Source organism: Flavobacterium caeni, assembly GCF_900101895.1.
Classification (GTDB): Bacteria; Bacteroidota; Bacteroidia; order Flavobacteriales; family Flavobacteriaceae; genus Flavobacterium; species Flavobacterium caeni.
Map to the genome: position 1 here is coordinate 71798 of NZ_FMVF01000008.1, position 25237 is coordinate 97034.

Annotated in this window: 24 protein-coding genes; 12 read left to right on the forward strand and 12 right to left on the reverse strand. The window is 49.8% G+C overall.

The window, feature by feature from the left end:
- Window positions 1-56: 56 nt before the first annotated feature.
- From BLP55_RS09150 to murA, 3 genes are read left to right on the forward strand one after another with little or no spacing between them, the layout of a single operon-like run.
- Complete coding sequence (locus tag BLP55_RS09150; RefSeq protein WP_091142425.1) at window positions 57-341, forward strand: DUF493 family protein; 285 nt, start codon at window positions 57-59, stop codon at window positions 339-341.
- Window position 342: 1 nt separating this feature from the next.
- Window positions 343-1047 (forward strand): DUF4290 domain-containing protein, encoded by a 705-nt coding sequence (locus tag BLP55_RS09155; RefSeq protein ID WP_091142428.1) that lies wholly within the window; start codon window positions 343-345, stop codon window positions 1045-1047.
- A 2-nt stretch (window positions 1048-1049) separates the two neighbouring features.
- The gene (murA, locus tag BLP55_RS09160) at window positions 1050-2360 is read left to right on the forward strand and encodes a UDP-N-acetylglucosamine 1-carboxyvinyltransferase (RefSeq protein ID WP_091142432.1); all 1311 of its coding nucleotides are present in this window, start codon (window positions 1050-1052) and stop codon (window positions 2358-2360) included.
- A gap of 259 nt (window positions 2361-2619) precedes the next feature.
- Here the strand turns inward: murA and BLP55_RS09165 are convergent, their stop codons facing one another.
- The 4 genes from BLP55_RS09165 to BLP55_RS09180 form a co-directional block, all read right to left on the reverse strand.
- Window positions 2620-2988 carry a hypothetical protein gene (locus BLP55_RS09165; protein WP_091142435.1) on the reverse strand — a complete coding sequence of 123 codons (369 nt, stop codon included), beginning with the start codon at window positions 2986-2988 and terminating at the stop codon, window positions 2620-2622.
- A gap of 30 nt (window positions 2989-3018) precedes the next feature.
- Window positions 3019-5490, reverse strand: coding sequence for a DUF5686 and carboxypeptidase regulatory-like domain-containing protein (locus tag BLP55_RS09170; protein WP_091142439.1), 2472 nt, complete (start codon window positions 5488-5490; stop codon window positions 3019-3021).
- A gap of 13 nt (window positions 5491-5503) precedes the next feature.
- Window positions 5504-5917: a type II 3-dehydroquinate dehydratase gene (gene aroQ / locus BLP55_RS09175; protein ID WP_091142442.1), complete on the reverse strand. Its 414-nt coding sequence runs from the start codon at window positions 5915-5917 to the stop codon at window positions 5504-5506.
- Between the two features lie 120 nt (window positions 5918-6037).
- Window positions 6038-6568, reverse strand: a complete 531-nt coding sequence (locus BLP55_RS09180) for a porin family protein (protein WP_091142446.1) — start codon at window positions 6566-6568, stop codon at window positions 6038-6040.
- Between the two features lie 187 nt (window positions 6569-6755).
- On the opposite strand from BLP55_RS09180, the gene BLP55_RS09185 reads away from it, so the two are divergent.
- The 6 genes from BLP55_RS09185 to BLP55_RS09210 all read left to right on the forward strand — a co-directional run bounded on the left by BLP55_RS09185 (window position 6756) and on the right by BLP55_RS09210 (window position 11381).
- The gene (locus BLP55_RS09185; protein WP_139149639.1) at window positions 6756-7289 is read left to right on the forward strand and encodes a PorT family protein; all 534 of its coding nucleotides are present in this window, start codon (window positions 6756-6758) and stop codon (window positions 7287-7289) included.
- A gap of 84 nt (window positions 7290-7373) precedes the next feature.
- Window positions 7374-8012 (forward strand): porin family protein, encoded by a 639-nt coding sequence (locus tag BLP55_RS09190; protein WP_091142454.1) that lies wholly within the window; start codon window positions 7374-7376, stop codon window positions 8010-8012.
- Window positions 8013-8186: 174 nt separating this feature from the next.
- Window positions 8187-8858, forward strand: a complete 672-nt coding sequence (locus BLP55_RS09195; RefSeq protein WP_091142458.1) for a porin family protein — start codon at window positions 8187-8189, stop codon at window positions 8856-8858.
- Window positions 8859-8993: 135 nt separating this feature from the next.
- Complete coding sequence (locus tag BLP55_RS09200) at window positions 8994-9641, forward strand: porin family protein (protein ID WP_091142461.1); 648 nt, start codon at window positions 8994-8996, stop codon at window positions 9639-9641.
- A gap of 73 nt (window positions 9642-9714) precedes the next feature.
- Window positions 9715-10611 carry a site-specific tyrosine recombinase XerD gene (gene xerD / locus BLP55_RS09205; protein WP_091142465.1) on the forward strand — a complete coding sequence of 299 codons (897 nt, stop codon included), beginning with the start codon at window positions 9715-9717 and terminating at the stop codon, window positions 10609-10611.
- 278 nt (window positions 10612-10889) lie between these two features.
- Window positions 10890-11381, forward strand: coding sequence for a YdeI/OmpD-associated family protein (locus BLP55_RS09210; protein ID WP_091142469.1), 492 nt, complete (start codon window positions 10890-10892; stop codon window positions 11379-11381).
- Window positions 11382-11457: 76 nt separating this feature from the next.
- On the opposite strand, the gene rny is transcribed toward BLP55_RS09210, so the two are convergent.
- The 3 genes from rny to BLP55_RS09225 all read right to left on the reverse strand — a co-directional run bounded on the left by rny (window position 11458) and on the right by BLP55_RS09225 (window position 13815).
- The gene (rny, locus tag BLP55_RS09215; RefSeq protein WP_091142472.1) at window positions 11458-13020 is read right to left on the reverse strand and encodes a ribonuclease Y; all 1563 of its coding nucleotides are present in this window, start codon (window positions 13018-13020) and stop codon (window positions 11458-11460) included.
- Window positions 13021-13229: 209 nt separating this feature from the next.
- On the reverse strand, window positions 13230-13523 hold the full coding sequence (locus BLP55_RS09220) for a cell division protein ZapA (RefSeq protein WP_091142475.1): 294 nt from the start codon (window positions 13521-13523) through the stop codon (window positions 13230-13232).
- A 1-nt stretch (window position 13524) separates the two neighbouring features.
- On the reverse strand, window positions 13525-13815 hold the full coding sequence (locus tag BLP55_RS09225; protein WP_091142478.1) for a hypothetical protein: 291 nt from the start codon (window positions 13813-13815) through the stop codon (window positions 13525-13527).
- 198 nt (window positions 13816-14013) lie between these two features.
- Here BLP55_RS09225 and BLP55_RS09235 point away from each other — a divergent pair, with 198 nt between their 5' ends.
- Genes BLP55_RS09235 through BLP55_RS09245 form a run of 3 tightly spaced genes read left to right on the forward strand, consistent with a single transcriptional unit; the run spans window position 14014 to window position 18947 of the window.
- Window positions 14014-15702, forward strand: a complete 1689-nt coding sequence (locus tag BLP55_RS09235; protein ID WP_091142486.1) for a M23 family metallopeptidase — start codon at window positions 14014-14016, stop codon at window positions 15700-15702.
- Between the two features lie 6 nt (window positions 15703-15708).
- Window positions 15709-18177 (forward strand): TonB-dependent receptor plug domain-containing protein, encoded by a 2469-nt coding sequence (locus BLP55_RS09240; RefSeq protein WP_091142491.1) that lies wholly within the window; start codon window positions 15709-15711, stop codon window positions 18175-18177.
- A 44-nt stretch (window positions 18178-18221) separates the two neighbouring features.
- On the forward strand, window positions 18222-18947 hold the full coding sequence (locus tag BLP55_RS09245; protein WP_091142495.1) for a CREC-EF hand family protein: 726 nt from the start codon (window positions 18222-18224) through the stop codon (window positions 18945-18947).
- A gap of 29 nt (window positions 18948-18976) precedes the next feature.
- On the opposite strand, the gene BLP55_RS09250 is transcribed toward BLP55_RS09245, so the two are convergent.
- The 5 genes from BLP55_RS09250 to BLP55_RS09270 form a co-directional block, all read right to left on the reverse strand.
- Complete coding sequence (locus BLP55_RS09250) at window positions 18977-20035, reverse strand: imelysin family protein (RefSeq protein ID WP_091142498.1); 1059 nt, start codon at window positions 20033-20035, stop codon at window positions 18977-18979.
- 63 nt (window positions 20036-20098) lie between these two features.
- Window positions 20099-20800: a hypothetical protein gene (locus tag BLP55_RS09255; RefSeq protein WP_091142502.1), complete on the reverse strand. Its 702-nt coding sequence runs from the start codon at window positions 20798-20800 to the stop codon at window positions 20099-20101.
- 74 nt (window positions 20801-20874) lie between these two features.
- A complete protein-coding gene (locus BLP55_RS09260; RefSeq protein ID WP_091142506.1) occupies window positions 20875-21585 on the reverse strand; it encodes a DUF3667 domain-containing protein in 711 nt (236 codons plus the stop codon).
- 5 nt (window positions 21586-21590) lie between these two features.
- A complete protein-coding gene (locus tag BLP55_RS09265) occupies window positions 21591-23417 on the reverse strand; it encodes an ABC transporter ATP-binding protein (RefSeq protein ID WP_091142509.1) in 1827 nt (608 codons plus the stop codon).
- 4 nt (window positions 23418-23421) lie between these two features.
- Window positions 23422-25149 carry a phospho-sugar mutase gene (locus tag BLP55_RS09270; RefSeq protein ID WP_091142900.1) on the reverse strand — a complete coding sequence of 576 codons (1728 nt, stop codon included), beginning with the start codon at window positions 25147-25149 and terminating at the stop codon, window positions 23422-23424.
- Window positions 25150-25237: the final 88 nt, after the last annotated feature.

Genomic DNA, 25237 nt, shown 5'->3' on the forward strand with positions numbered 1-25237 from the left:
AAGTCCAAATACAAAAATCTAACATCCTTTCCCGTATATTTGCTGTTTTATTGACTATGGACAAGAAAACAGAAGAATTCTACGCGAGGCTCAAAGAAGAGTTGACCCACAACACGACCTGGCCTGCCGAATACCTGTACAAATTCATCGTGCCTACCGACACGGCCAAGATCGCGCAGGTCGAGGCCGCATTCAACCAGATGGGTGCCGTGATCAAGACGACCCAATCCAAGAACGGGAATTTTACCAGTGTTTCGGTAAACGTCAATATGGAAAGTCCGCAACACGTAATCGACAAATACATAGAAGTTTCTGCCGTAGAAGGCATAATATCGTTGTGATATGACACCAAAATACACCAAGGAAAATGCCGCCGATGTGGTGCATTACCTTGAATACAATTCAGAGCGCGAAAACCTGATCATTCGCGAATATGGCCGCCACCTGCAAAAGCTGATCGACCAAGCGACCGAGATTGCCGACCGCGACGAGCGCAACAAGGCCGCCAAATACATCATCCAGGTCATGGGCAGTCTCAATCCGCATTTGCGCGATGTGCCCGATTTTCAGCACAAGCTTTGGGACCAGTTGTTCATCATGTCCGATTTCAGGATCGATGTCGATTCACCGTATCCGATTCCGTCACGCGAAGTGTTGCAACTCAAACCCGAGGCGCTGGCCTATCCGCAAAACCATCCGCGTTATCGTTTTTATGGCAACAACATTAAGTACATGATCGAGGTGGCCAACGGCTGGGAACCCAGCGAACTCAAGGATGCACTCGTGAAAGTCATCGCCAACCACATGAAAAAAATGTATTTGAGTTGGAACAAGGATACCGTCACCGATGCGGTAATTTTTGAGCATTTGTATGAGCTGTCGGATGGTAAGATCGATTTGTTGCAATCGTCCGAAGAATTGGTCAACACCACCGATTTGATGCGCACCAACAAGAAAACGTCGAACAAGACCAACGCGCCGGTTGGCAACCAGCAACAGAAAAAGCAAAAGAACAAACAGCACAAGAACCAAAAGAAGCAACAGTAATTATGAGCATTTTCAAAATCGAAGGAGGCGTACGCCTCAAAGGGGAGATTACGCCGCAAGGCGCCAAGAACGAAGCGTTGCAGATTTTGTGCGCAGTGTTGCTTACGCCAGAAAAAGTGACGATCAACAACATTCCCGACATCATCGACGTCAACAAACTGATCACGTTGCTGGGCAATTTGGGGGTCAAAATCCAGAAAAACGGACCGGGTTCGATCACGTTCCAGTCCGATGAGGTCAACGTGGGGTATCTCGAAACCGAAGCATTCAAAAAAGAAGGCGGTTCGTTGCGCGGTTCGATCATGATTGTAGGGCCGTTGCTTGCGCGTTTTGGCAAGGGATACATCCCCAAACCAGGCGGCGACAAGATCGGACGCAGAAGGCTCGATACTCACTTTGAAGGTTTCATCAACCTGGGCGCCAAGTTTCGCTACAACCGCGAAGACCATTTTTATGGCGTAGAAAAAACCAAGGAGGGACTTGTGGGTACCCATATGTTGCTCGACGAAGCATCGGTCACCGGTACGGCCAACATCGTCATGGCGGCGGTACTGGCCAAGGGAACCACGACGATTTACAATGCGGCATGCGAACCCTATTTGCAGCAATTGTGCAAGATGCTCAATTCGATGGGCGCTAAAATCACAGGCGTCGGATCGAATTTGCTCACAATCGAGGGCGTCGAAAGCCTCGGCGGATGCGAACACCGCATTTTGCCCGATATGATCGAAATCGGTTCATGGATTGGGCTCGCGGCCATGACGCGCAGCGAAATCACGATCAAGGACGTCAGCTGGGAAAACCTCGGCGTGATCCCGAACGTTTTCCGCAAGCTCGGCATCACGCTCGAACGCCGCGGCGACGACATCTACATCCCGACACATGAAACCTATAAAATCAAAACCGACATTGACGGATCGATCCTTACCGTGGCCGATGCGCCGTGGCCGGGCTTTACACCCGATTTGCTCAGCATCGTACTGGTTGTGGCCACGCAGGCCGACGGCGATGTTTTGATCCACCAGAAAATGTTCGAGAGCCGTTTGTTCTTTGTCGACAAGTTGATCGACATGGGGGCGAAAATCATGCTTTGCGATCCGCACCGCGCCGTGGTGATGGGACACAATTTCCAATCGCAACTCAAGGCTACGACCATGTCTTCACCCGATATTCGGGCGGGAATTTCACTGCTTATCGCTGCATTGTCGGCCAAGGGTACGAGTACCATCCAGAACATCGAGCAAATCGACCGTGGTTATGAGCGGATCGACGAACGATTGCGTGTGTTGGGCGCAAAGATTGTCCGCGCGTAGTTGAAATCCATAAAAAAGACCCCGGTCGGGGTCTTTTTTTATCGAGATTTTTCAACTTTCGGTTTTCTCACTGAAGACAGTTTTTTACGAATTTAAATTTTAACAAAATCTACAGTTTTTCTATACCAATTGTATTTTTTTAATTCGTAGGGGATACCTTCATAGCCCCTTTCCCTACGGTAAAAATAAGGATACCAATTCAATTTACGCTATAGAAAAACTGTATATTTTCCAATTGAGATTTTGCCGATGCGACGAATCAAAACTCACTGTACACGATCCAATTGCCGTTCCTGATTTCGCGTATGTGCTTGGCCTTGCTGCCGAACGGAGCAAAAGGCGTCCAGCCATCGGCGTAGTAAATCGTCACTTCCTCGGCCAGTAGTTGCTTTTCCAACGCTTCGACGTCAAACCCGTGTTCGACGCCGCGGTTGATGTAAAAAACATGTTGCTTGCTTTCTAGTTCAAAAACAATATCGTTTACGCCGCCTGTACTGATGTCCGACACAATGCCTTTGGCCAGCACACATTCCGACCTGGGGATTTCGGTATTGCGGTAGGTGAGCGCCACCAACGCGGCGAACACCACACCTAAAACCAGTACAACAAAAACAATAATGCGTTTCATGCCCATGTAAACGATTTTTCGTAGCGAATATTATTCAAGTACGTTCAACAGTTTGATGCCAAACACCACACCGTCCTGGTGGTTGCCGGCTTGGTACGAATGGATATAATCTACCCTGAAAACCTTGAATTTGCCAAAACCAAGGTTGTCCAATCCCGCGGTGAATTCATGGTACGGGCTGCGGTCGGGTACCGACAAATGGTGGTAACCCAGGACCAACGTCGACTTTAATTTATTGAGCAACGGCAGTTTGTTCATGATGTAGCCTTGGTCGTCGTGCTCGGCGTGCGCCTCGAAATAGGCGTCGTTGGTGCTTGCGGTGTAATACGGCAAAAGGTTGAACACGTTGAGGTAGCGGTCGGCCGTGCCAATGTGCGTCAGGTTGCCGTTAAAGTGCTTGTAGTCGACAAAGGCGATGTTGTCGGCGTTGAAGAATTTGCCCGCTTTGAGGTTCATCCCAAGATTGCCTTTGTTGCCCAGCGTCACATCGTACGTCACGCGCGCGTGCACGTGATCGAAGTCGTACTTGCTTTCGCTGCCGCCGAATCCTTTTTCATAACCCGCATACACCACTGGGTATTTGTCATCGCTCAGACGGAACTTGCCATCGGGGCGCGTCCAGTATTTTTGCCCGAAAGTATAGCGCGCCAAAACATTCGCCTTGATCAGATTGTGTTTGACGATGGCCGGCGTAAAATGATCGTTCGGTGCGCGCGGATTGTTCGACGTATACCAGTCGTTGGTGTCCTGGATGATGACCTGTTCGGTATGGTTCCATAGCGGTTTGCGCTCCGAATACTCGATACCCGCCGTTGCGTGGAATCCGTTAAAGAATTCGCGCCCAAACGATGCCTTGGCGAAGTTTTTTTCGAACAATTTCATGTAGTTGTCCTTAAAAAACAACGTGCTGATCGAATTGACGATGCGCCCTATCGGGTTGTTTTCGTTGAACTGCGCCACACTGCTACCGCCCGAAACGCGCAATTCGCTAAAATTGGTGTTGCTGAACCGGTTTATATAGCTCGCAGTCGCGCGGAAACGTTTTTCGTCGAGACCGTAGTTAAAATCGGCACGGATGGTCGAGTAGGTCCTTTTTTCCTCGTCTCTGCGCGTAAAATACAATCCTGTGTTGAAGTTGAAGCCTTGCACGGTATTGAAGCCGATGCCCATCAGCAAGCCGTCGTACCCCAGTTCCCATTTTCGGTACGAGTTTTTGTACGAGTAACCTGTGATCGGGTCGAGCCAGCCAAATTTATTGCCCTTGGCGTCGATCGAATCCAGGTAGACCTGCGATTTCTTTTTCACCTGCAACGCGTCTTTCTTGATGTAATCGTTCGATTCTTCCTCGGTAAGCGGCACCGGACGCACGCGGTCCCAGAACGCGTTTTCCTTTTTGTTCGCGTCGTCGGCAAAACGCAAAACCTCGGCGCCAAAAGTTTGTTTGGTAAAAGCCGGGTCGAGCCTGTAATTGCTGAATACATACGTAAATCGACCCGTGAATTTGGTGTTGAAGATGCCCGCAATAAAGTCGAGCGTTTGTGTATTCTTGACCCAAATCTTGCTGTGATCGTTGTAGATGTAGCTTTGTTTGAGCGTCATCTCGTTCAACACAGGCATCTGCATCTGGTTGCCGCGGATCTTGAGGTCGGTGGCAAAAAGCGCCCAACTGTCCTCTACGATATAAATGTACCCTTCCATGGCAGGTTCCGACATGCGTTTGGGCGTGACCTTGATTTTGTTGATCTGGTGCTTGCCCTCGAAAAAAGTACCCTCGAGTTTGTATTTGTAATAGTTGAAGGCATTGTTGGCGATGGGCGAAACCACGTTGGTCTGCAACGCGATGTAGTTTTCGTAAAAATCAAAGTCGGCCGAGGCGGCGTTGTTAAAACTAAAGCCATTGTCGTTGCCGCTTACTTTCGAGGCGATGATGGTCTCTTTGAGTTTGTCGGGTTTCTGGTATTCGATCTTCGAGATCGTTTCAGACAAATACAAAATACCGCTACGCGTCGAATCGAGCACCTCGTCAAAAGCGTCGAATTTTTGTCCCAGTATTTTTTTGGGTGCGTCCTTGATCCTGAAAATACCGCGCGAGTAAAAGTCGGCCGAGTACTTGGCGGTTTGTTCGGAGTTTTCCTTTTTGGATGCAATCGCCTTGCGGATGACTTCGTCGGCAGGGTTGTGGTTGCGGTCGATTACGACTTCATTGAGCGTGATTTGCTCCTCGACCATCGTCACGTTGACCTTTTTGGGCAGGTGGTCAATCACATGCTTGATGCGTTGCGTCTTGTAGCCCAAGTATTGGAACACGAGTATGTATTTGCTGGGTTTGGCCATCAACTCGTATTCGCCTTTTTCGTTCGTCGTTGTACCAATATAGCTGCCGTCTATGTAAATCGAAACAAACGGCAAAGGGTTGCCTTTTTCGTCAGAAACGACGCCCTTGACCTGGGCAAAAACGGCAACCGAACAAAAAAACAAAAAGAGCGTAATGATTTTTCTCATAAAAAGGATGGGGTTAAATAAATGCTTGTAGAGCGAGTTCGTAACTTTTGAGCCCGAATCCCACGATCACGCCCTTGGCATGCGGCGATACAAAAGAATGGTGTCTGAAGGTTTCGCGCGAGAACGTGTTCGAAATGTGCACTTCCACTACGGGAGCTGGCACGGCTTTGACGGCATCGCCAATCCCGATGGATGTATGGGTATAAGCCGCCGCATTGAGCACGATCCCATCGCTCGAAAAGCCCGCGCGTTGGATCGCGTCGATCAGTTCGCCCTCAATATTGCTCTGGAAGTAGTCGATTTCAAGATTGGGAAACTTCGTGCGCAACACCTGCAAAAAATCCTCGAACGATTGGTTGCCATAAATTTCAGGTTCGCGTTTGCCGAGCAAATTCAGGTTGGGTCCGTTGATGATGGTAAGTTTCATGGGCGTGACGTTAGGAACGACGGTGCGTAAAAATAACAAAAAATTGATTAGGCCGTTTTCTCGCTAGATGCAAGTGCGGTCTTTTTGGTGTGGACAAAAAATCCAGCTCTACATCTTGGGCTAGAATTTATAACCCACAGACAGCTGGATCACCTTGTTCTTGACATCGGCGTTGGACGACGCGTCGGTCAGCCCGAGTACATACCTTCCTTGCAAAAACAGGTGATTGCCCAGGTCGAGGCCCAATCCGCCCAACGCGGCAAAGTCAAAACTCGACGAATCGCCGGGGTTAAAAGCGTTGTTGTCGTTGACCAGGAAAGAAAATTGCGGTCCGAGTTCGACGTTGAGCACGCTGGGGATCAAATACAATTTGAGCGCCACAGGCACGGTGAGGTAATCGTACTGGATGTCGTCGAATGCGGCGGCATTTACCTTGGCGCCTTGCGACGAGTACACCAGTTCGGGCTGAATGGCCAACGGGCCGGGCAAATCGAGTTCGAGTAAGGCACCAAAGTGGAATCCGGTGCGCATCTTGGTGTCGAGCGTGATGCCGTCCAGATCGGCAAAATTGGCACCCGCCTTGATGCCGAAACGCAATTGCGCCTGCGCGGTCGTGGCACAGAGCAACAAAATAAAGAGCAACTTTTTCATGTGGTCTTGTTTTTTTTAATAACCCAAAAATAGGTGAATTCGTATCGATTGTGGTTGGTTTAAGGGTTTGTTAACATTATAGGCGGTACGTTGTTTATAAAATTGTTGATAACTGAAATTTTGTTGAAACCCGCGTCGTTGTTAATGTTTTATTTTTGATATAACCGATTTCGCATACATTTTAAGCATGAAAAAGATTTTATTAATAATGGCGGTTTTATGGGCGTGCGGCGCGATGCAAGCGCAAGACATGCGTTTTGGTGTCAAGGCCGGGTTCTTTGCCTCATCGTACGACGGACACCGTTTGCACCGCGACGACCGTGGCAGGAACGACCTTTACGACGATTACTATTATTTAGGATACGATTCAAATGCGTCTAACATAGGGTTTTATGCAGGCGGATTGCTCGAATTTGACCTTGTCGACGATTTCAAGCTACAACCCGAACTGACTTTTTCGGTGGTGCCGGGCGACGATGGCTACCTCGCGGTCAATGTGCCGGTATTGGTCAAGTATTCGTTCTTTAAGAATTTTTATGCACAGGCAGGTCCGGCGCTCAATTATGCGCTCGACGGCGACGACGATCAGTTTTCGCCCAGTTTCGACTTTGGCGCGAGCTACGATTTGTTCGAGAACTTTTACACCGAATTGCGCGTCGACGTTGGGCTCGGCGGCTACCTCGGATCGAACGTCAACGCCGGTGTAGGCTACAGATTTTAATAGTTGTAATTTATAAATTTTGGGTGCATCCCGGTTCTTGTAATCGGGATGTTTTTTGAAAAGTAAACTTTAAACACTAACATAATGAAAAAAGTAATCTTAACCATTTTTGCATTGGCTGCTTTTGGAACGGCCAGCGCGCAAATTAAATTTGGCGTCAAGGGCGGTATAAACCTTTCGACGATCACAGGCGATGTTTCTGACGACATCACAATGAAGCCAGGCGCACACGTGGGCGGTTTCGTGAAAATAGGCCTGATGGACAAATTGTTCCTGCAGCCCGAATTGTTGTTCTCGATGCAGGGCGCCAAGACCAAGGATTATTGGTCGTATGGCGGCGGCGAGTTCGAACGCGAAGAAAACAACTACAACCTGTCGTATATCAACATCCCGATCATGGGACGTTACTACATCGTCAAAGGTTTTAACGTTGAGTTCGGTCCGCAGTTTGGAATTCTCGTGTCGGCAAAAAGCAAATACGAGTACACCGAGACCTTCGACAACGGTTTTGGTTTGGAGACTTATTCTGAGTCAAGAACGATCGACATCAAGGATTCACTCAAAACCATCGACGTTGGGTTGAACATTGGCGCCGGATACGACTTCAACGACCACATGGGCGTTGGGTTGCGTTACAACTTCGGTCTTACCGATATCGACGACTTCGCGTTTTCTGAAACCAAAAACTCGGTATTGTCTGCCTCATTCCTGTATACATTTTAATAGTTGTGTTGTATAGTTTTGTGCAAAGGCCTCGCGTTGCGGGGCTTTTTTTATGGTACTTGTCATGGTTGCGCGAACTAAACGTGCGTGTTTTGTAAGATTTTTGGGCAGTGTTGTAAGCCGGGTGTGCAGCGTCGACTTTACTTTTGTTTTACTAACATTAAGTAAAATACTATGAAAAAGTTTGTTTGTTTGCTGTTGCTCGCCATAGCGACAGTTCCCGTAAAGGCGCAATCGGCGCGGTTTGGTGTCAAAGGAGGTTTAAACGTGGCGACGCTTGCGGGCGATGTCGACAATTCGACGCCAAGGGTAGGGGTACACGCCGGCGGTCTGGTCGAAATCAAGATTGCGCCAAAATTTGCGATCCAACCCGAGCTTTTGTTGTCGTTGCAGGGAGCGAAAAGTAAATACAGCGAGGCGTCTCCGGGCTATAGCTACGCGTCCGAGAACAAAATCAACCTTACCTATTTGAATTTTCCGGTGATGGCCAAGTTTTACGTCATCCCCAAACTGAGCCTCGAAGCAGGGCCGCAAATCGGGTTATTGGTGGGGGCCAAGAACAAGTATACCGAAACCGAAAACGATGGCGGGTTCGTGACCACTTTTTCAAGTACGCAGGACATCAAGGGTGGGCTTAAAACGGCCGAAGCTTCTTTTAATTTAGGGGCGTCCTACTACTTTACCGACCACTTTTTTACCCAGGCGCGTTTTTGTATCGGGGTCACAAGCATAGACGAAACAGGAACCTATTACCGCGTCGACAACGGTAACGGGTTTGTATACCGCTCGGGTGGACGGACGTTGACCAACAATGTATTTCAGGCATCCTTGGGCTATCGTTTCTAACGCCATTCTGTATGGGAAGACAAAAGTGCGCCACATGGCGCACTTTTTTTTGTAAAAAAAATTGGATTAAACTGTAACGCATTGGCCGCTGTTGCGACTACTAGCGCAATCATTAATCAAAAAATCATTTTTACGATGAAGAAAATCATTTTTACCGCGCTCGCGGTGGCTGCCTTTGGTGTGGCCGAAGCCCAGGAAATCAGATTTGGCGCAAAAGTAGGCGCAGGCGCGTCGATGTTCACAGGAGACGTCGAAGATGCCGAACCCAAACTATCGGGGCACATCGGCGGTTTTGTCGAGTTCAAGTTCAAGAAATTTGCGATCCAACCCGAAATACTGTTCTCGAACGTAGGTGCCGAGTGGAACTACAACTACCGCAGCAACAACGATTGGTACTACGAGGGGCCAATCGACAACGTCCAGTACACCGCCAACTTGTATTACCTGCACGTGCCGGTCATGGCCAAGTATTATGTGATCGATCCGTTGAGCGTTGAATTCGGGCCGCAACTGGGCATCTTGCTCGACGCCGAAACCGAATACACGACCACTTACTGGAACGGTTCCGACACGACCAACAAAGAAAACGTCAAAGACGACCTCAAGACCATCGACCTCGGGCTCAACTTTGGGGCGACCTACAATTTCAAGAACCGCATGTTTGTCTCGGCGCGTTATACGCTGGGCCTGATCGATATAGACGATTCGACGCCTGAACCGGGCGAAAGCGCGACCAGCATCCACAACCATGTGGTGCAGGCCTCGTTCGGATACAAGTTTTAAGACTTTGGTTAAAGTGAAGAAAACATCCCTTCGGGGGTGTTTTTTTATGCCCTAATTTGATGTAAATTGCAGGATGAACTGGAGTGGATTCCTCAAAAATTACAAGTCCTATCTTAAGATCGAACGTGGTTTGAGCGACAATACCATCGAGAACTACGGGTTCGATATCTTGCGGCTCGTCGATTATCTGGAGCGCCACGGCATCGAAATTTCGCCGGTCAAGATCGACGAGGAAACCTTGCAGCAGTTCATCTACGCCGTTTCGCGCGAGGTCAATGCACGTTCGCAGGCGCGTATCATCTCTGGTTTGCGCAGTTTTTTTACCTGGCTGATTTTCGAGGATTACCGTACCGACAATCCGCTCGAGCTGATCGAGACGCCCAAAATAGGGCGCAAATTGCCCGATACGTTGTCGCTCGACGAAATCGATGCGCTCATTGCAGCCATCGACCTGGGCAGCCCGGAAGGCGAACGCAACCGCGCCATGCTCGAAACGCTGTACGGATGCGGCTTGCGGGTATCGGAGCTCGTTTCGCTCAAGATTTCGGACCTGTTTTTTGACGAAGGTTTTCTCAAGGTTACCGGAAAAGGGAACAAACAACGTTTTGTGCCGATAGGCCCGACGACGCAAAAGTTCATCGACATTTACCGCAGCCAGATCCGGTCGCACCTCGCGATCAAAAAAGGCCACGAAGACACATTGTTCCTGAACCGACGCGGCAGCGGGCTCACGCGCGCGATGGTTTTTACGATCATCCGAACCTTGGCCGAGAAGATCGGGTTGCACAAAACGATCAGCCCGCACACGTTCCGACATTCGTTTGCGACGCATTTGCTCGAGAATGGCGCCGATTTACGCTCGATACAACTCATGTTGGGGCACGAATCGATTACGACCACCGAAATTTATGTACACCTCGACCGTAAACACCTCACGCAAATTGTGCATGCGTACCATCCGAGGAAGTAAGTGTAAAAACAAACATTTTACCGCAAAGAGACAGAGTTTTCGCAAAGTTCTCAAAGTTCTCCAACTGCTCTGCGGCTCTTTGCGAAAACTTTGTTACTTTGCGGTGAATCGGAAATTTCGACGCGAAAAACAATCGTTATCGTATGTAAAACGTTCCTACGCGCGCGTTAGCGATTACTTCACCTAATATTATTTTTTATAGGTGTTCAGTGAACTCGTTTGAGGCAAGCACCGCGTGCAGCCGATAGCGCGGGCCTTTAGGCAACGCCCAAAATAAAATGAAAAAACCAAATTCTTTCTCGGCCCAAATCGAAATCATCGGCATCAACCCTTATGTTTTGGTGCCCGAAGCAATTTTGCAATCGATTTTCGAGAGCGCGGGTAAAGACAAAGGGCCGATCCCGATTAATGGCTCGGTCAACGGCAAACCTTATACACAAACGCTCGTGAAGTACGGCGGTGCGTGGCGGCTCTACATCAACATGGTCATGCTCGAGAATTCTCCCAAACGCATTGGCGAAACAATCGAGGTGACCGTGGCGTTCGATCCTGTAGCGCGCACGATCGAAATGCACCCGATGCTTCGCGCGGCCTTAGCGAAAAACAAAAAAGCCAAAGTGGTTTTTGATGGACTGACGCCCTCGCGGCAAAAGGAAATTGTGCGTTACATCTCGCACCTCAAGACCGAGGAAAAGATTAAAGAAAATGTCGCGAAAGCCATTGATTTTCTGCTCGGAAAAGTGCGTTTTGCAGGTCGGGACAAACCGTGAGAAATTCCAAAAAACAAATTCCAAATTCCAAGTCGTCCTAAGAACGTTTGGATTTTGGAATTTGGAATTTGAGTTTTTACTTAGCGATATTGACGGCGCGTGTCTCCCGAATCACCGTCACCTTCACCTGACCCGGATAAGTCATCTCGGTTTGGATCTTTTGTGAAATCTCGAACGAAAGTTTTGAGGCGTTGTCGTCGGTTACTTTTTCGCTTTCGACGATTACGCGCAACTCACGGCCGGCCTGGATCGCATAGGCGCTCTTGACGCCGCTGAACCCGTAGGCCACGCCTTCGAGGTCTTTCAAACGCTGGATGTACGAATCCAACACCTGACGGCGTGCGCCCGGACGTGCACCCGAAATTGCGTCGCAAACCTGAACGATAGGCGAGAGCAACGATTTCATCTCGATCTCGTCGTGGTGCGCCCCGATGGCGTTGCACACTTCTTCCTTCTCGCCGTATTTCTCGGCCCATTGCATGCCCAAGAGCGCGTGTGGCAAGTCGCTTTCGGTATCGGGCACTTTGCCGATGTCGTGCAACAATCCGGCGCGTTTGGCCAGTTTGACGTTGAGCCCCAATTCGGCGGCCATGATACCGCAAAGTTTAGAAACCTCGCGCGAGTGCTGCAACAAATTTTGTCCGTAAGACGAACGGTATTTCATACGTCCGACCACTTTGATAAGTTCTGGGTGGAGGCCGTGGATGCCCAAATCGATGACGGTGCGCTTGCCCACTTCGGCAATCTCGTCTTCGATTTGCTTGGCGGTCTTGGCGACGATTTCTTCGATACGCGCCGGGTGGATACGGCCGTCGGTGACGAGTTTGTGCAACGACAAACGTGCGATTTCGCGACGCACCGGATCAAAGCACGAAAGGATGATGGCTTCGGGTGTATCGTCTACAATAATTTCTACACCGGTAGCCGACTCGAGCGCGCGGATGTTGCGGCCTTCGCGCCCAATGATGCGGCCCTTGACGTCGTCCGATTCGATGTTGAATACCGATACGCAGTTCTCGACGGCTTCTTCGGTGCCCACGCGCTGGATGGTGTTGATGATGACTTTCTTGGCTTCCTGTTGCGCGGTGAGTTTGGCCTCTTCGATGGTTTCCTGGATGTGCGCCATGGCTTGCGTACGCGCTTCGGCCTTGAGTCCTTCGATAAGTTGGTCCTTGGCGTCTTCGGCCGACAAGCCCGAGATGACCTCGAGTTGGTTGAGCTGGCTTTTGTGCATTTTCTCGACTTCTTCGCGCTTGCGGTCAAGGATTTCGATCTTGCTTTCGTATTCCTTGGTCTTGTGCTCGTAGTCGTCGTTGATTTTCTTGGCTTTGGCCAGTTCCGACGATACTTGCGATTCTTTGTCGCGGACGCGTTTTTCGACTTCGGCTACTTTTTTGTCACGCGCCAAGATCACTTGTTCGTGTTCGGCCTTGAGTTCGATGAACTTCTCTTTGGCCTGAAGGATTTTGTCTTTTTTGATGTTCTCGGCCTCGAGCTTGGCGTCTTTCAAAATGACGGCGGCGTCTTTCTTGGCCGTCTTGATCAGGTTCGAGACGTTGTTTTTCTCCATGAACTTCGCGATCCCGAATCCGGCCGCGACGCCCACGATGGCTGCAATGATTATGATTAAAATTTCCATGGTTAAGTTAGGGTTATAAAAAAAGCCTACATCAGTCGAATGTATAAACTCGTAAAGACAAGTTTTGGGCTCGCTCGCTGTTCAAGGATCCGCGCGCAATCGGCGGCATGCTTTAGTAACGATGATCAGCCCATTCTAAATTGTTAGTGTTGAGTTTACCAAAATGTAACTAATGTAGGCAGTATTTTTAGTCGATGTGTAAGAACGTATTATTTGTCGAGGTACTTGGCCAGCAAATCGTTGATTTTCCCGATGCGTTCGATGGTTTCCTTGCCGTCGATCGAGTTGTCGATTTGCCGTTGCTCCAACTGTGAAGCGAACTGTAGCGCGCACATGGCCAACACATCCTGTTTGTCACGAACAGCATAGTTTTCTTCGAATTGCTTGATCATCAGGTCGATTTTCTTTGAAGCGCTTCTAAGGCCTTCTTCCTGCGACATTTCTACCGTTAGCGGGTATACTCGGTCGGCAATCGACAGTTTGATTTTGAGCTTTTCGTCCATGTTAATCTGCAAGCTGCGCAATGCAGTAATCTATTTCACGAATCAGTGCGTTTATCTTGAGCTTTGTCTCTCGTTTGTTGTCTTCGCTGCCAAGCAATGAACTGGCGACCTTGAGCGTCTCGTACTGTTTTTTGAGCGCTTCGATCTCGCTTGATTGTCGTTCGATCGTTGCGTTTGCAGTGTAAAGCTCCTGTTTCAGTTGGGTCGAAACCTGCTCGAGATGGTCTGTTTTTTCAAACAGTTTCTTGAGCCGTCCTTCAAGAGTATCGATAATTGCTGCAATTTCGCTCATGCCGACGATGTTCATCACTATTGCAACAAAGTTAATATTCCTAGTGGATTATGCCAACACTTTTCCTAAAATTTTGAAATTTGAAAGATTGTACTGTAATCTTTTGGTCGATAATGCGTTACAAAAGGCAAAGATTTACAGAAAATCTACACCCGCCATTGCCGCTGGTTTTTGTATCTTAGCAAAAAGCTTATTCCCATGAGACCGCTGTTGATTTTATTGTTGTACACGCCATTTTTGTTTGCCCAGACCAAGCCGTTCCCAAAAGAAGATTTTCGTCCGCCGCTCGACATCCCGATGCAACTTTCGGGCAATTTCGGCGAATTGCGGTCGAACCATTTCCACACGGGATTCGATTTCCGTACGCAGCAAAAAGAAGGGTTTTCGGTGTATGCGGTAGGCGATGGCTATATTTCGCGCATCAAGATCTCGTCGTACGGCTATGGGAAAGCCATCTACATCGACCATCCGAACGGCTACACCACGTTGTACGGGCATTTGCAAAAAGGTTATGGCAAAATCGAAGCGTACATCCGCGCCGAGCAATACAAACAGCAGTCCTACGAAATCGAGGTGTTCCCGAAACCGGGCGAACTCGTCGTCAAAAAAGGCGATACCATTGCCATCTCGGGCAACACGGGCGGATCAGAAGGGCCGCATTTGCATTTCGAGTTCCGCGACACCAAGACCGAGAAAATCATCAATCCGCACTATTTTGGGTTTGATTTGAAAGATACGCGCCCGCCTGCCGTTTCGAGCCTTGTGGCTTATCCCGTCAGCGATTCGAGCCATGTCAACCAATCGGGAAAACCCATCATCATCGCGCTTTCGAAGCAACCCGACGGTACGTTCATCTCGCAAAAAGTCAGCGCTTCGGGCAAGATCGGATTCGGGTTTTCGGGTTACGACCAGGACGACCAATCGTGGAACAACAACGGGATTTTTAAGGCGCAGTCGTTTGTCAACGGCAAGGAGTCGTTTGGGTTCAAGTTCGACTCGCTTGCGTTCGACCAGGGCCGGTACATCAATGCTTTGATCGATTTCCCGCGGTACAAACGCTCGCAACAACGCGTGATCAAGATGTTTATGGAAACGCCGTTCCCGTTGTCGGCCGTCAGGACCGATGCCACGAACGGAATGGTGTCGACAACACCCGGGCTTTCGCAATTGTACAAATTGGAGGTTTCCGATTTTTACGACAATAAATCTACGATACTCGTCCCGATCGATTATACGCCACCGGCTATCGTCGTGCTGCGTGATGTGGCGGTTTCGAATTATTTTGTGTACGCCAAGAAGGATGCGGTGTTCGAGAAAGACGGCATGTCGGTTTTTTTCCCGGCGGGTACTTTTTACGAAGATTTTGCGTTGCAGTTTGATGTCAAAGACAGTGTGATGACCGTACAAGACGATTACACGCCCGTACACGGCAATTTTTCGGTTTCGGTCAAAAAGCCGGGCGCGACGAATCCCGAAAAAACGTTCATCGCTTCGGTATCGGGCAAAAGGCTCAGCTACAACGCGACCAAGTACAAAGACGGCGTGTTCACGACCTGGACCAAGAACCTGGGCGGTTTTACGCTGGCCGAAGACACGACGCCGCCGCGCATCACGATCGCCAAGCCCATCGAAGGCAAGTGGATCACCAAGCAAAACGCAATCGATTTGCGGATCAGCGACGAAATGTCGGGCATCGGTACCTACAACGGCTATCTGAACGGCAAATGGGTGTTGTTCGAATACGAGCACAAAGCCAAGCGTATCAGACATGTTTTTGACGAGGCGTTGCTTAACGAAGGCGCCAATCAATTAAAAGTAGTGGTGACCGATAATGTGGGAAATTCTGCTATCTTTGAAACGCAGTTTTTCAGAAGCCAACAAAAATAACATCAATTGGGAACACAATTCAGACTACTGGCCTTGCTTTTTTTGCTGGTCGGACTCAACGTAGAGGCGCAAACCGCCCGAATCCTAGGTGTCGTACTCGACGAAGCGAACAAACCCGTATCCGACGTTACCGTTTCGACTGCCGACAAACTCACCAAGAGCGACGTCACCGGTTTTTACGAATTGATCGTTCCCGCCAACCAAAAGATTTCGGTCGAATTCACGCATCCAACGCTTTACAAAAGTACCGTCACGGTCGAACTGGAGCCAGGCGAAAACTATGAATTCAACCCCGTATTGTCGAGTAAGGGAGAGACGTTGGGCGAAGTGACCATCGTGAACAACCGCCGCCGTGTAGAAGGCGTCGTGGCCGTAGAACCCGAAACCATCCGCAAGATTCCGGGGGCCAATGCCGGCGTCGAGAACATCATCAAATTGCTGCCGGGCGTCTCGGGCAACAACGAACTCAGTACGGCCTATTCGGTACGCGGGGGCAACTACGACGAAAACTTGGTGTACGTCAACGAAATTGAGGTGTACCGTCCGTTTTTGATCCGTTCGGGGCAACAGGAAGGCTTGAGTTTCACCAATACCGATATGGTCCAGAACGTCGATTTTTCGGCGGGTGGATTCCAGGCCAAATACGGCGACAAATTGTCGTCGGTACTCGACATCACCTACCGCAAACCACGCCAGTTCGGGGCTGCGCTCGAAGCCAGTTTCTTAGGCGGAAGTGTCACGGTCGATGCAATTTCGAAGGACAAAAAATGGACTGCCATCACCGGCGTGCGTTACCGCGACAACAGCCTTTTGGTGGACAGCCAGGATACCGAGACGAATTTCCGTCCGCGTTTTGCCGATGTGCAATCGAACATCACCTTTACGCCCAACGACAAGTGGGAATTTGCGTTGCTCGGCAACATTTCGCAAAACAAATACGACTACGAGCCGCTCACGCGCCAAACCAATTTCGGGACGCTCAACGAGCCGATTGCGTTGCAGGTGGTGTACGACGGACAAGAAAAAGACCAATACCAAACCTATTTCGCCGCGCTCAAGACCACGTTCAAGGCCAGCGAAAACCTGACGCTCAAATTGATCGGATCGGCCTACCACACGCTCGAACAAGAATATTTCGACATCAATGCGGCGTATTCATTGGGCGAAGTCGATACCAATCTGGGGTCGGATACGTTTGGCGAAGTGACCTACAGCCGCGGCATCGGTTCGCAGCTCAACCACGCGCGCAACGATTTGGATGCCGTGATCGTCAATGCCGAGGTCAAGGGCGAATACAAGATCAAGCAAAAACACAACATCGAATTCGGTTTCAAGTACACACGCGAGGACATCCGCGACCGTATTGTCGAGTGGGAAGTCATCGACTCGGCGGGCTTTTCGCTCAATCCACCCATCGTCGATTTGCCCAGAAATGACCAGCCGTACAATCCTTATGTCGGGCCGCTCGTACCTTACCAAAATGTACGTGCTAAGAATTTTGTCAAGATCAACCGTTTTTCGGGGTACGCGCAATGGAGTTTGAAGGACAAGATTGGGACGAGCGAAGTATGGTACAACGCAGGCGTGCGCTTGCACCAATGGGGCGTTTCGGGAACCAACCTGAACAGCAGCAGCCAAACGGTGGTGAGCCCGCGCGCGCAATTTGCCATCAAACCCGAATGGGACAAGGACATGGTGTTCCGCATTTCGGGCGGTTTGTACTACCAGCCACCGTTTTACCGCGAATTGCGCGACGCCAGCGGGACGGTGATCCCCGATGTGAAGGCACAATCTTCGGTGCATGTGGTGTTGGGCCACGACTACAGTTTCAAGATGTGGAGCCGTCCGTTCAAGATGGTGTCCGAGCTTTATTACAAGTCGTTGACCGATGTGAACGCCTATACCATCGACAACGTGAGGATCCGTTATGCGGCCAACAACAACGCCAAGGCTTATGCACAAGGTTTTGATACGCGGCTCAATGGCGAGTTTGTGCCGGGTACCGAATCGTGGTTCAGTTTCGGTTATATGAAAACCGAAGAAAACCAGGCCGACCGCGGATGGATTGCCCGACCGACCGACCAACGGCTCAAGTTCGGCATCCTGTTCCAGGATTTCATGCCCAAGATCACGAGCGTCAAGATTTACATCAACTTGGTTTACAATACCGGGTTGCCGGGCGGCTCGCCATCGTATGCCGACCCTTACCTGTACCAGTTGCGTCTGAAGGACTACCGGCGTGCCGATGTAGGTTTTTCGTATGTGTTCACCGAAAAGAACGCCCAACGTCCCGAAGGCCATTGGCTTAAAAAGTTTGAGGATTTGTCGCTCGGTTTCGAGATCTTCAACATGTTCAACAACCAGAACGCCATCACCAACACATGGGTGCGCGACGCCTATACCAAGAACAATTACGGGATCCCGAATTATTTGACCACAAGAACCTTTAACGTCAAACTGGCTGTTAAACTCTAGTTCTTGCGTCCAAAATTGGTTATCTTTGACTAAAGCGAAACAATATGAAGTACACGCAACTGTTTTTGTCGACCCTTGTGGCCACTGCCTTGGTGTCGTGCAAGGAAGAGCCAGCCGAAACACCCAAAGTGACCTACGACGCGGCAAAGGTCGAGAAGCCGGCCCCAAAAGTCGATACGGCACAAATCGAAGTCGCCGACTTGCCGATCCATATTCCGGGAACCAATTACCTGATCCATCCGGTGGGCGATTTGAACATATACGGATCAAGCAAACCCAAGTACGATGCATCGAGCGCCGCGGCCACCACGGCGAGTTTCCAGATTTCGAATTATGACGAAGGCGAGATTACCGGGTATTTGCGCAACTTGAAATTCCAGCAAATCGGGACCGATTCGATTGTGGCGCTGTCCGACAAGCCGCTGTTGATCCAGTCGGTTAAGTTTTTGAAGACCGTGGCCGAGAAGACCAAACAGCAGATCATCGTGTATACGTTGGCCGATATGGACACCAACCAAGACGGCAAACTCGACGTCAACGACATCAAGTCGCTTTATTTGAGCGAAATGGGCGGCGCCAAACTGACCAAGATGTCGGCCGATATGCAGGAACTCATCGACTGGAATTTGATCGAATCGCAAAACCGATTGTATTTCCGTACCATCGAGGACACCAACAAAAATGGCGAGTTCGATAAGAACGACGTGGTGCATTACCACTACATCGACCTGCTGGGCGACTGGAAGGTTCTGGATTACAAACCGATATAAAAAAAGCCTCGACAACGAGGCTTTTTCTTTTATAGGCTGGCCAGATACGGCAGCAATTGCATCTGTAAAGCCGAATGCAACGCCGCCACTTTGTTGTAGGCGTTCTCTACCGATGCCGGGTTTGCGGTCAAAGCATCCGAAAAAGTACCCGGAATCGCGTCTATGGCTTGCAAAGCTTCGGTTACGGCTTGGTTGATTGCATCGTCAAGCGCCACGTTGGATTCCACAAGTTCGTCGATGCCGCTGCCTTCCAGGGCATCGCGGTCGCCGGTGTACAGGTGTTGCACGCTTAGGATATTGTTGCGCAAATCCGAAAGCGTATTGTTGCTCGATCGCGATTCTTCGGCAATTACCCCTTGGATCAACGGACCTTGAATTTTGGTCACCGCCACTTCATCGGCCAGCGCAATCATCCCGTTGACGATGGCTTCGAGCGCCAATTCCTGCGATGTATACACCGATCCGCTTTGTCCGGCATTGATAAAGTTCGATCCATAATTTCCACCGTCGAGTTTCCAGCCGTCGTACAGCAACTGCGTGTTGGTTTGCAAATCGGTGGCGGCCGCCTGTAGAAGTTCGACTTCTTTGGGTGTGAATTCTGCGGCGGTTTTGTTGCCGTCCTCGCCCCACGCCAAACGTTCTATGAGGTGAAACCCGCGTACTTCGTTGTTGGCCGCGAGCGTATCGGCGGTAATCGGTTCGGGATAGGCAAGGAGTTCCAGCATCGCATCGGTGTCGATGGGCCGGGTATCCATCGCGGCATCGGCTCCGTTCGCATCCGAAGGCCCGTAACCAAAGGCTTCCGATTGTTCCCAGTGGATGCGCGCATCGCGCCAAGCCGTTTTGACGGTCTCAAGTTGCGCGGCATCGCCCACGGTAAACACATCGGCTGCGTTTTTTAGCGTAGTGGCATTGGTATGGAGCGACAAATAAGTTTCGGTGATGACATCACGCGATAAATCGGTCAAGACGCCTGTATAGCGCGCGGTATTGGCTTCGTTGATGATGGGAACATTGTTGTCGCTGCTGCAATTCGCTGCGCACAACGCGACCAGGATTGCAACAAAAAGGGCCAAGCGGTTTCTCATTTGGATTTAATTTCTGCTAAAATACAAAAGTACTTAACAGAACGCGCTTCACCGTCGTTTATTTTAAATCAAGATGTCGCTTTCCAAATCCGACTTCTCGATCGCGAAGTCAAAACCCAGTCGTTTGACGAGTTCGATGACCAGGTTTTTGTACCAGTTTTCGGATTTGGGATGGATGTAGATTTTCTCGATCATCGACTGGATGTCTACGTCAATCTTGAGCCCGTTGTCGATGATCAATTGGTGCGACGTGACATCGGTAATGATGCGGATCTCGCGTTCGTACACAAAACTTTTGCGCTTGAACAAAAACGGGAAAAAGCTGTTCTCGAATGGGATGTATTCTTTTTTATAGTCGATGTAATTCACCGCGCCGATGTGCTGCTCATAAACCCGTTCGACCTCGAGCGCTTTTTGCAAACGCCCCAATGTAGATTGTATGGCCAGTCCTTCGTTCTTTTGCGTGAAAATCTGCCACATGGCAAACGACTCGTATTCGTTCAAATGCCAGCTGCTGACCACAATGTTTTTGCGCCGCGTCTTGTAAAAGTCCAAAAAGTCCGGGTTGTCGGCCGACAGTTTGCGGATTTCTTCAAAAGTCGGTTCGCTGAACGTGCCTTCGTACTGGTCTTCGAATTTGTCCGAACGCGACATGAACAGCTTTCTGTACAACAGCAAATCGACAAATTTAGACAGGTCGAGGTATTTCCAGACGACGGTGTCGCAGTCTTCGGGGAGTTTGATTTTTTCGTCGCTGATGTACATGGTTGCTAAGCGTTGCGCTACACGAAGTTAAGCAAAAAAGCAATCCACCGGCAAGCACGAATGTTGCACCAACGTTATTTGATTGCTAAATCGATCAGGTTGCCCAAAGCAAATGCGGCCGCGCAAAACGTGAGGTAACCCAATGCATATGCCCAAAATGCTTTGAAGTAGTTCATTGGCTTTCTTCCGAAAAATTCGCCGATGGCCCAGGTGCAGTACGCAAAACCAGCGATTCCGGCAAACGTCATCAAATTGGCATGGGTTAGGCCTTGCAGGAAGGCAAACAACGCAAAAATCAGCATCCCCATACCCATGACGAAACAAAGCAGGATCAGGATCTCGAAAAAATTGTAGCCCGATTTCCTGAAAAAAAGTTGGAGCCAGAGCACGATAAAAACACCCATGATGATGTTCGCATAGCCGTAATGTTGTTGGACCCACGCAAAGATGGCCGTCACCGAAGATTTTTGGATGCCTTTGGCCACGACATAACCTTCCTCGATGTGAAAGAAGTGGCTCGTTATCGAATAAATCAACGACGTGATGATGATGAAAATAATCGGCTTGACCAATCGGCTGCGGTTCTCGACAAAGAAATCGCGGATGTTTTTACCCGGATTGACCAACAATTCCCTGACCGTAAACAAAATACCCTTCTCAAAATGCAGCACATGCTCGATCTCGTGGATGATGTAATGTCCGTCGATGCGTTTGAGTTGGGCCGGTTGGCCGCAATTCGGACAAAAGTTTCCGGCGTATTCGCTTTGGCAATTTTTACAGGTCATCGGGTTTAGGATTCAAGCGACTGCATGGTGACTAATTTTTTGTACGTGCCGTTGCGCGCGAGCAGTTGTTCGTGTGTGCCCTGCTCGACGATGCGGCCCTTTTTCATCACCACAATGACATCGGCTTTCTGGATGGTCGACAAGCGGTGCGCGATGACCACCGAGGTGCGGTTTTGCATCATGTTCTCGAGCGCAACCTGTACGAGTTTTTCGCTTTCGGTATCGAGCGCCGACGTGGCTTCGTCCAAAATCATGATCGGCGGATTCTTGAGCACGGCGCGCGCAATCGACAAACGTTGCTTTTGCCCGCCCGAGAGTTTGTTGCCCGCGTCGCCAATGTTGGTGTGGATGCCGAGCGGCAAGTCCTGCACAAATTCATAGGCGTTGGCGATCTTGAGCGCTTCGATGACTTCTTCGTCCGACGCATCGGGCTTGCCGAGCACGATGTTGGCCTTGATCGTATCGTTGAACAAAATACTGTCCTGCGTGACCAGTCCGATCAGCGCGCGCAGCGATTCGAGTTTGAGGTCTTTGATGTTTGTGCCGTCTATTTTGATCGTGCCTTCGTTTACATCGTAAAAACGCGTCAACAGGTTGGCAATAGTACTTTTTCCGCTTCCCGATTGGCCCACGAGCGCGACGGTTTGCCCTTTTTTGATGTTGAGCGAGAATTCCTTGAGTACGTTTTCTTCTTCGTATTTGAAATTGATTTGCTCGATCGTGATGTTTTCGTCGAAGGTGTTTTTTTCGATGGCGTCTGTTTTATCCGTAATCGCGTTTTCTTCTTCGAGTACCGCAAATACGCGCTCGGCGGCGGCCAATCCAGATTTGACCTGGTAAGATGCTTTGGAAATAGCCTTGGCTGGCGTCAAAATATTGTACGCCAAGGCGATGTAGGTGATGAACGACGCGCCAGCCAGCGTTTTATCGATGAGTACCATTTGCCCACCATACAACAGCAATACCGCAATGGTGATAATGCCCAAAAATTCGCTCAGCGGCGAGGCAAGGTTCGCCTTGTTGCCGATGCTGTTCGAGAGCCTGCGCAACCGCGTCACCGATTGGTTGAATTTGTCCTTGAAATTGTTTTCGGCATTGTAGCTCTTGACCACCTTTAATCCGCCGAGGGTTTCCTCGAGTATCGAAATGAAATACCCCGATTCCTGTTGCGCGCGTTGCGATTTGCTCTTGAGCGATTTGCCCACGAGCGAAATCAAATAGCCCGAAATCGGAACAAAGACAAACACGAACAACGTCAGTTTTGGGCTGATGAACAACATGGTGATGATCGTGAACAAAATCGTCAGCGGTTCGCGAACGATGAGTTCGAAGATCTGGAAAAACGAGGTCTGCACTTCGCCCACATCGCCCAGCATGCGCGCCATGACATCGCCTTTGCGTTTTTCGGAATAGAACGAAACCGGCAACTCGACGATTTTTTTGTACAACGTGTTGCGCAAATCCTTGAGCACGCCGTTGCGCAGCACCGTGATGTGGCGCAACGCGAAATAGTTGAACACATTTTTGAGGAAAAACAACACAATAATAATCACGATCACAAACAACAACGCGCGCACCGGATTGTCGTCGGCAAATTGCGTCGCGTAGTAGTTCAGCGAGTCTTTGAGCCAGCCGCCCAAATCCATGATCGAGTTAAGCTGCGGCTTGACCGTCACTTTCTCGTCCTGCCCAAAAAGTACGTTCAGCACGGGCATGAGCGCGGCCATCGACAATGCGCTGAACAATGCATACAACACGTTGAAGACAATGTTGAGCACCGCATCGCGTTGGTACGGCTTGATGAATGGGATTATTTTTTTGTAATTGTCCATTAATTTAAATGATGTTTAGGCTGGTCAGGATGGCCCTGATCTTGGCATCGAGTTCGGCTTCGACGGCAGGCGCATTCTCGACCGTATCCAGGTCGGTGTGCACGCTGACGTAAAATTTGATCTTGGGTTCGGTGCCGCTTGGTCGGGCGGCAATCTTCGAACCGTCTTCGGTATAGTAAATCAGTACATCCGACTTGGGAATCGTCATCGGCTCGACTTCGCCCGTAAACAAATTTTTGGCCGTCGAACTTTTGTAATCTTCGACCATCACCACGCGTTTGCCCGCGATTTCGGTGATTGGGTTTTCGCGTTGGTCTACCATCATCTGGTTGATTTCGGCCAATCCGGCGATGCCTTTTTTGGTCAGCGATACCAAATGTTCCTTGTAAAACCCATAGTCGACATACATTTTCAACAATTCCTGATAAACCGAACTGCCGGCCGCTTTGGCCTGGGCAGCCAGTTCGCAGATGAGTAGGGTAGCGGCCACGGCGTCTTTGTCGCGTACGGCGTCGCCCACCATGAACCCAAAACTTTCTTCGCCGCCACCGATGAATTCGAGGTGCGGGAAATCTTTGATGAACTTCGCGATCCATTTGAATCCCGTCAAGCCAACCTTACATTCGACGCCATACGCATCGGCCAGTTCGTTCATCATGGGTGTCGAAACAATCGTCGACCCGATGAATTGTTTGCCGTCGATCTTGCCTGCGCGTTTCCATTGTTCGAGCAAGAATCCGGTCATGAGCACCATCGTCTGGTTGCCGTTGAGCAGGATCATTTTGCCCTGGTTGTTGCGTACGGCCACGCCCAATCTGTCACAATCCGGATCGGTACCCACGACGATGTCGGCGTTTAGTTTATCGGCCAAAGCCAGGGCCATGGTCAGTGCTTCGGGCTCTTCCGGATTCGGGGATTTGACGGTCGGGAAGTCGCCGTTGGGTTCGGCCTGTTCGGGCACGATGTGTACGTTTTGGTAGCCCGCCTTTTCCAACACCTGCGGAACGGCCTTGATCGACGTGCCGTGCAACGACGTAAACACGATGCTCAGATTGTCCTTGGCCGACTGCGGCGTCTTGAAACCCGCATTGTCCACCGACGATTGAAAAAACGCCTCGTCGACGTCCTTGTCGATGTAATGGATCAGTTTTTCGTTGGCCGTAAACTTGATCTCGTCGTATTTCAAGCCTTCGATCACTTCAATAATTTCTTTGTCCTGCGGCGGAACAAGCTGCCCGCCATCTTCCCAATACACTTTGTAGCCGTTGTATTCAGGCGGATTGTGCGAAGCCGTGAGTACGATGCCGCACTGGCATTTCAAATGTTTGAGCGCAAAACTCAACTCAGGCGTAGGGCGCAAATCCGAGAACAAGTACACCTCGATCCCGTTGGCCGAAAACACATCGGCGACCACCTTGGCGAGCGTGTTGCTGTTGTGACGGCAATCGTACGCAATCACGACTTTGATTTGTTTGCCGGGAAAGGTTTGGTGCAGATAGTTCGACAAACCCTGCGTGTTCTTGCCGAGCGTGTATTTGTTGATGCGGTTGGTGCCCACGCCCATCACGCCGCGCATGCCGCCGGTTCCGAATTCGAGGTTTTTGTAAAAACTTTCCTTTAATTCAGCAGGCGACGAGGTCATCATCGTTTCTATTTCAGACTGTGTATTTTGGTCGAAAGTAGGCGTCATCCATTCGTTGACGCGGTCGAGTATGTCTTTTTCGATGTTCATTTTTTTTATTTTTAGGAGCTGTTTCCCGCTTTTTGTTCCAATCTTTGAAATTCCACTTTGTTTCATTTCAAAGGATTTCCACGTCAAT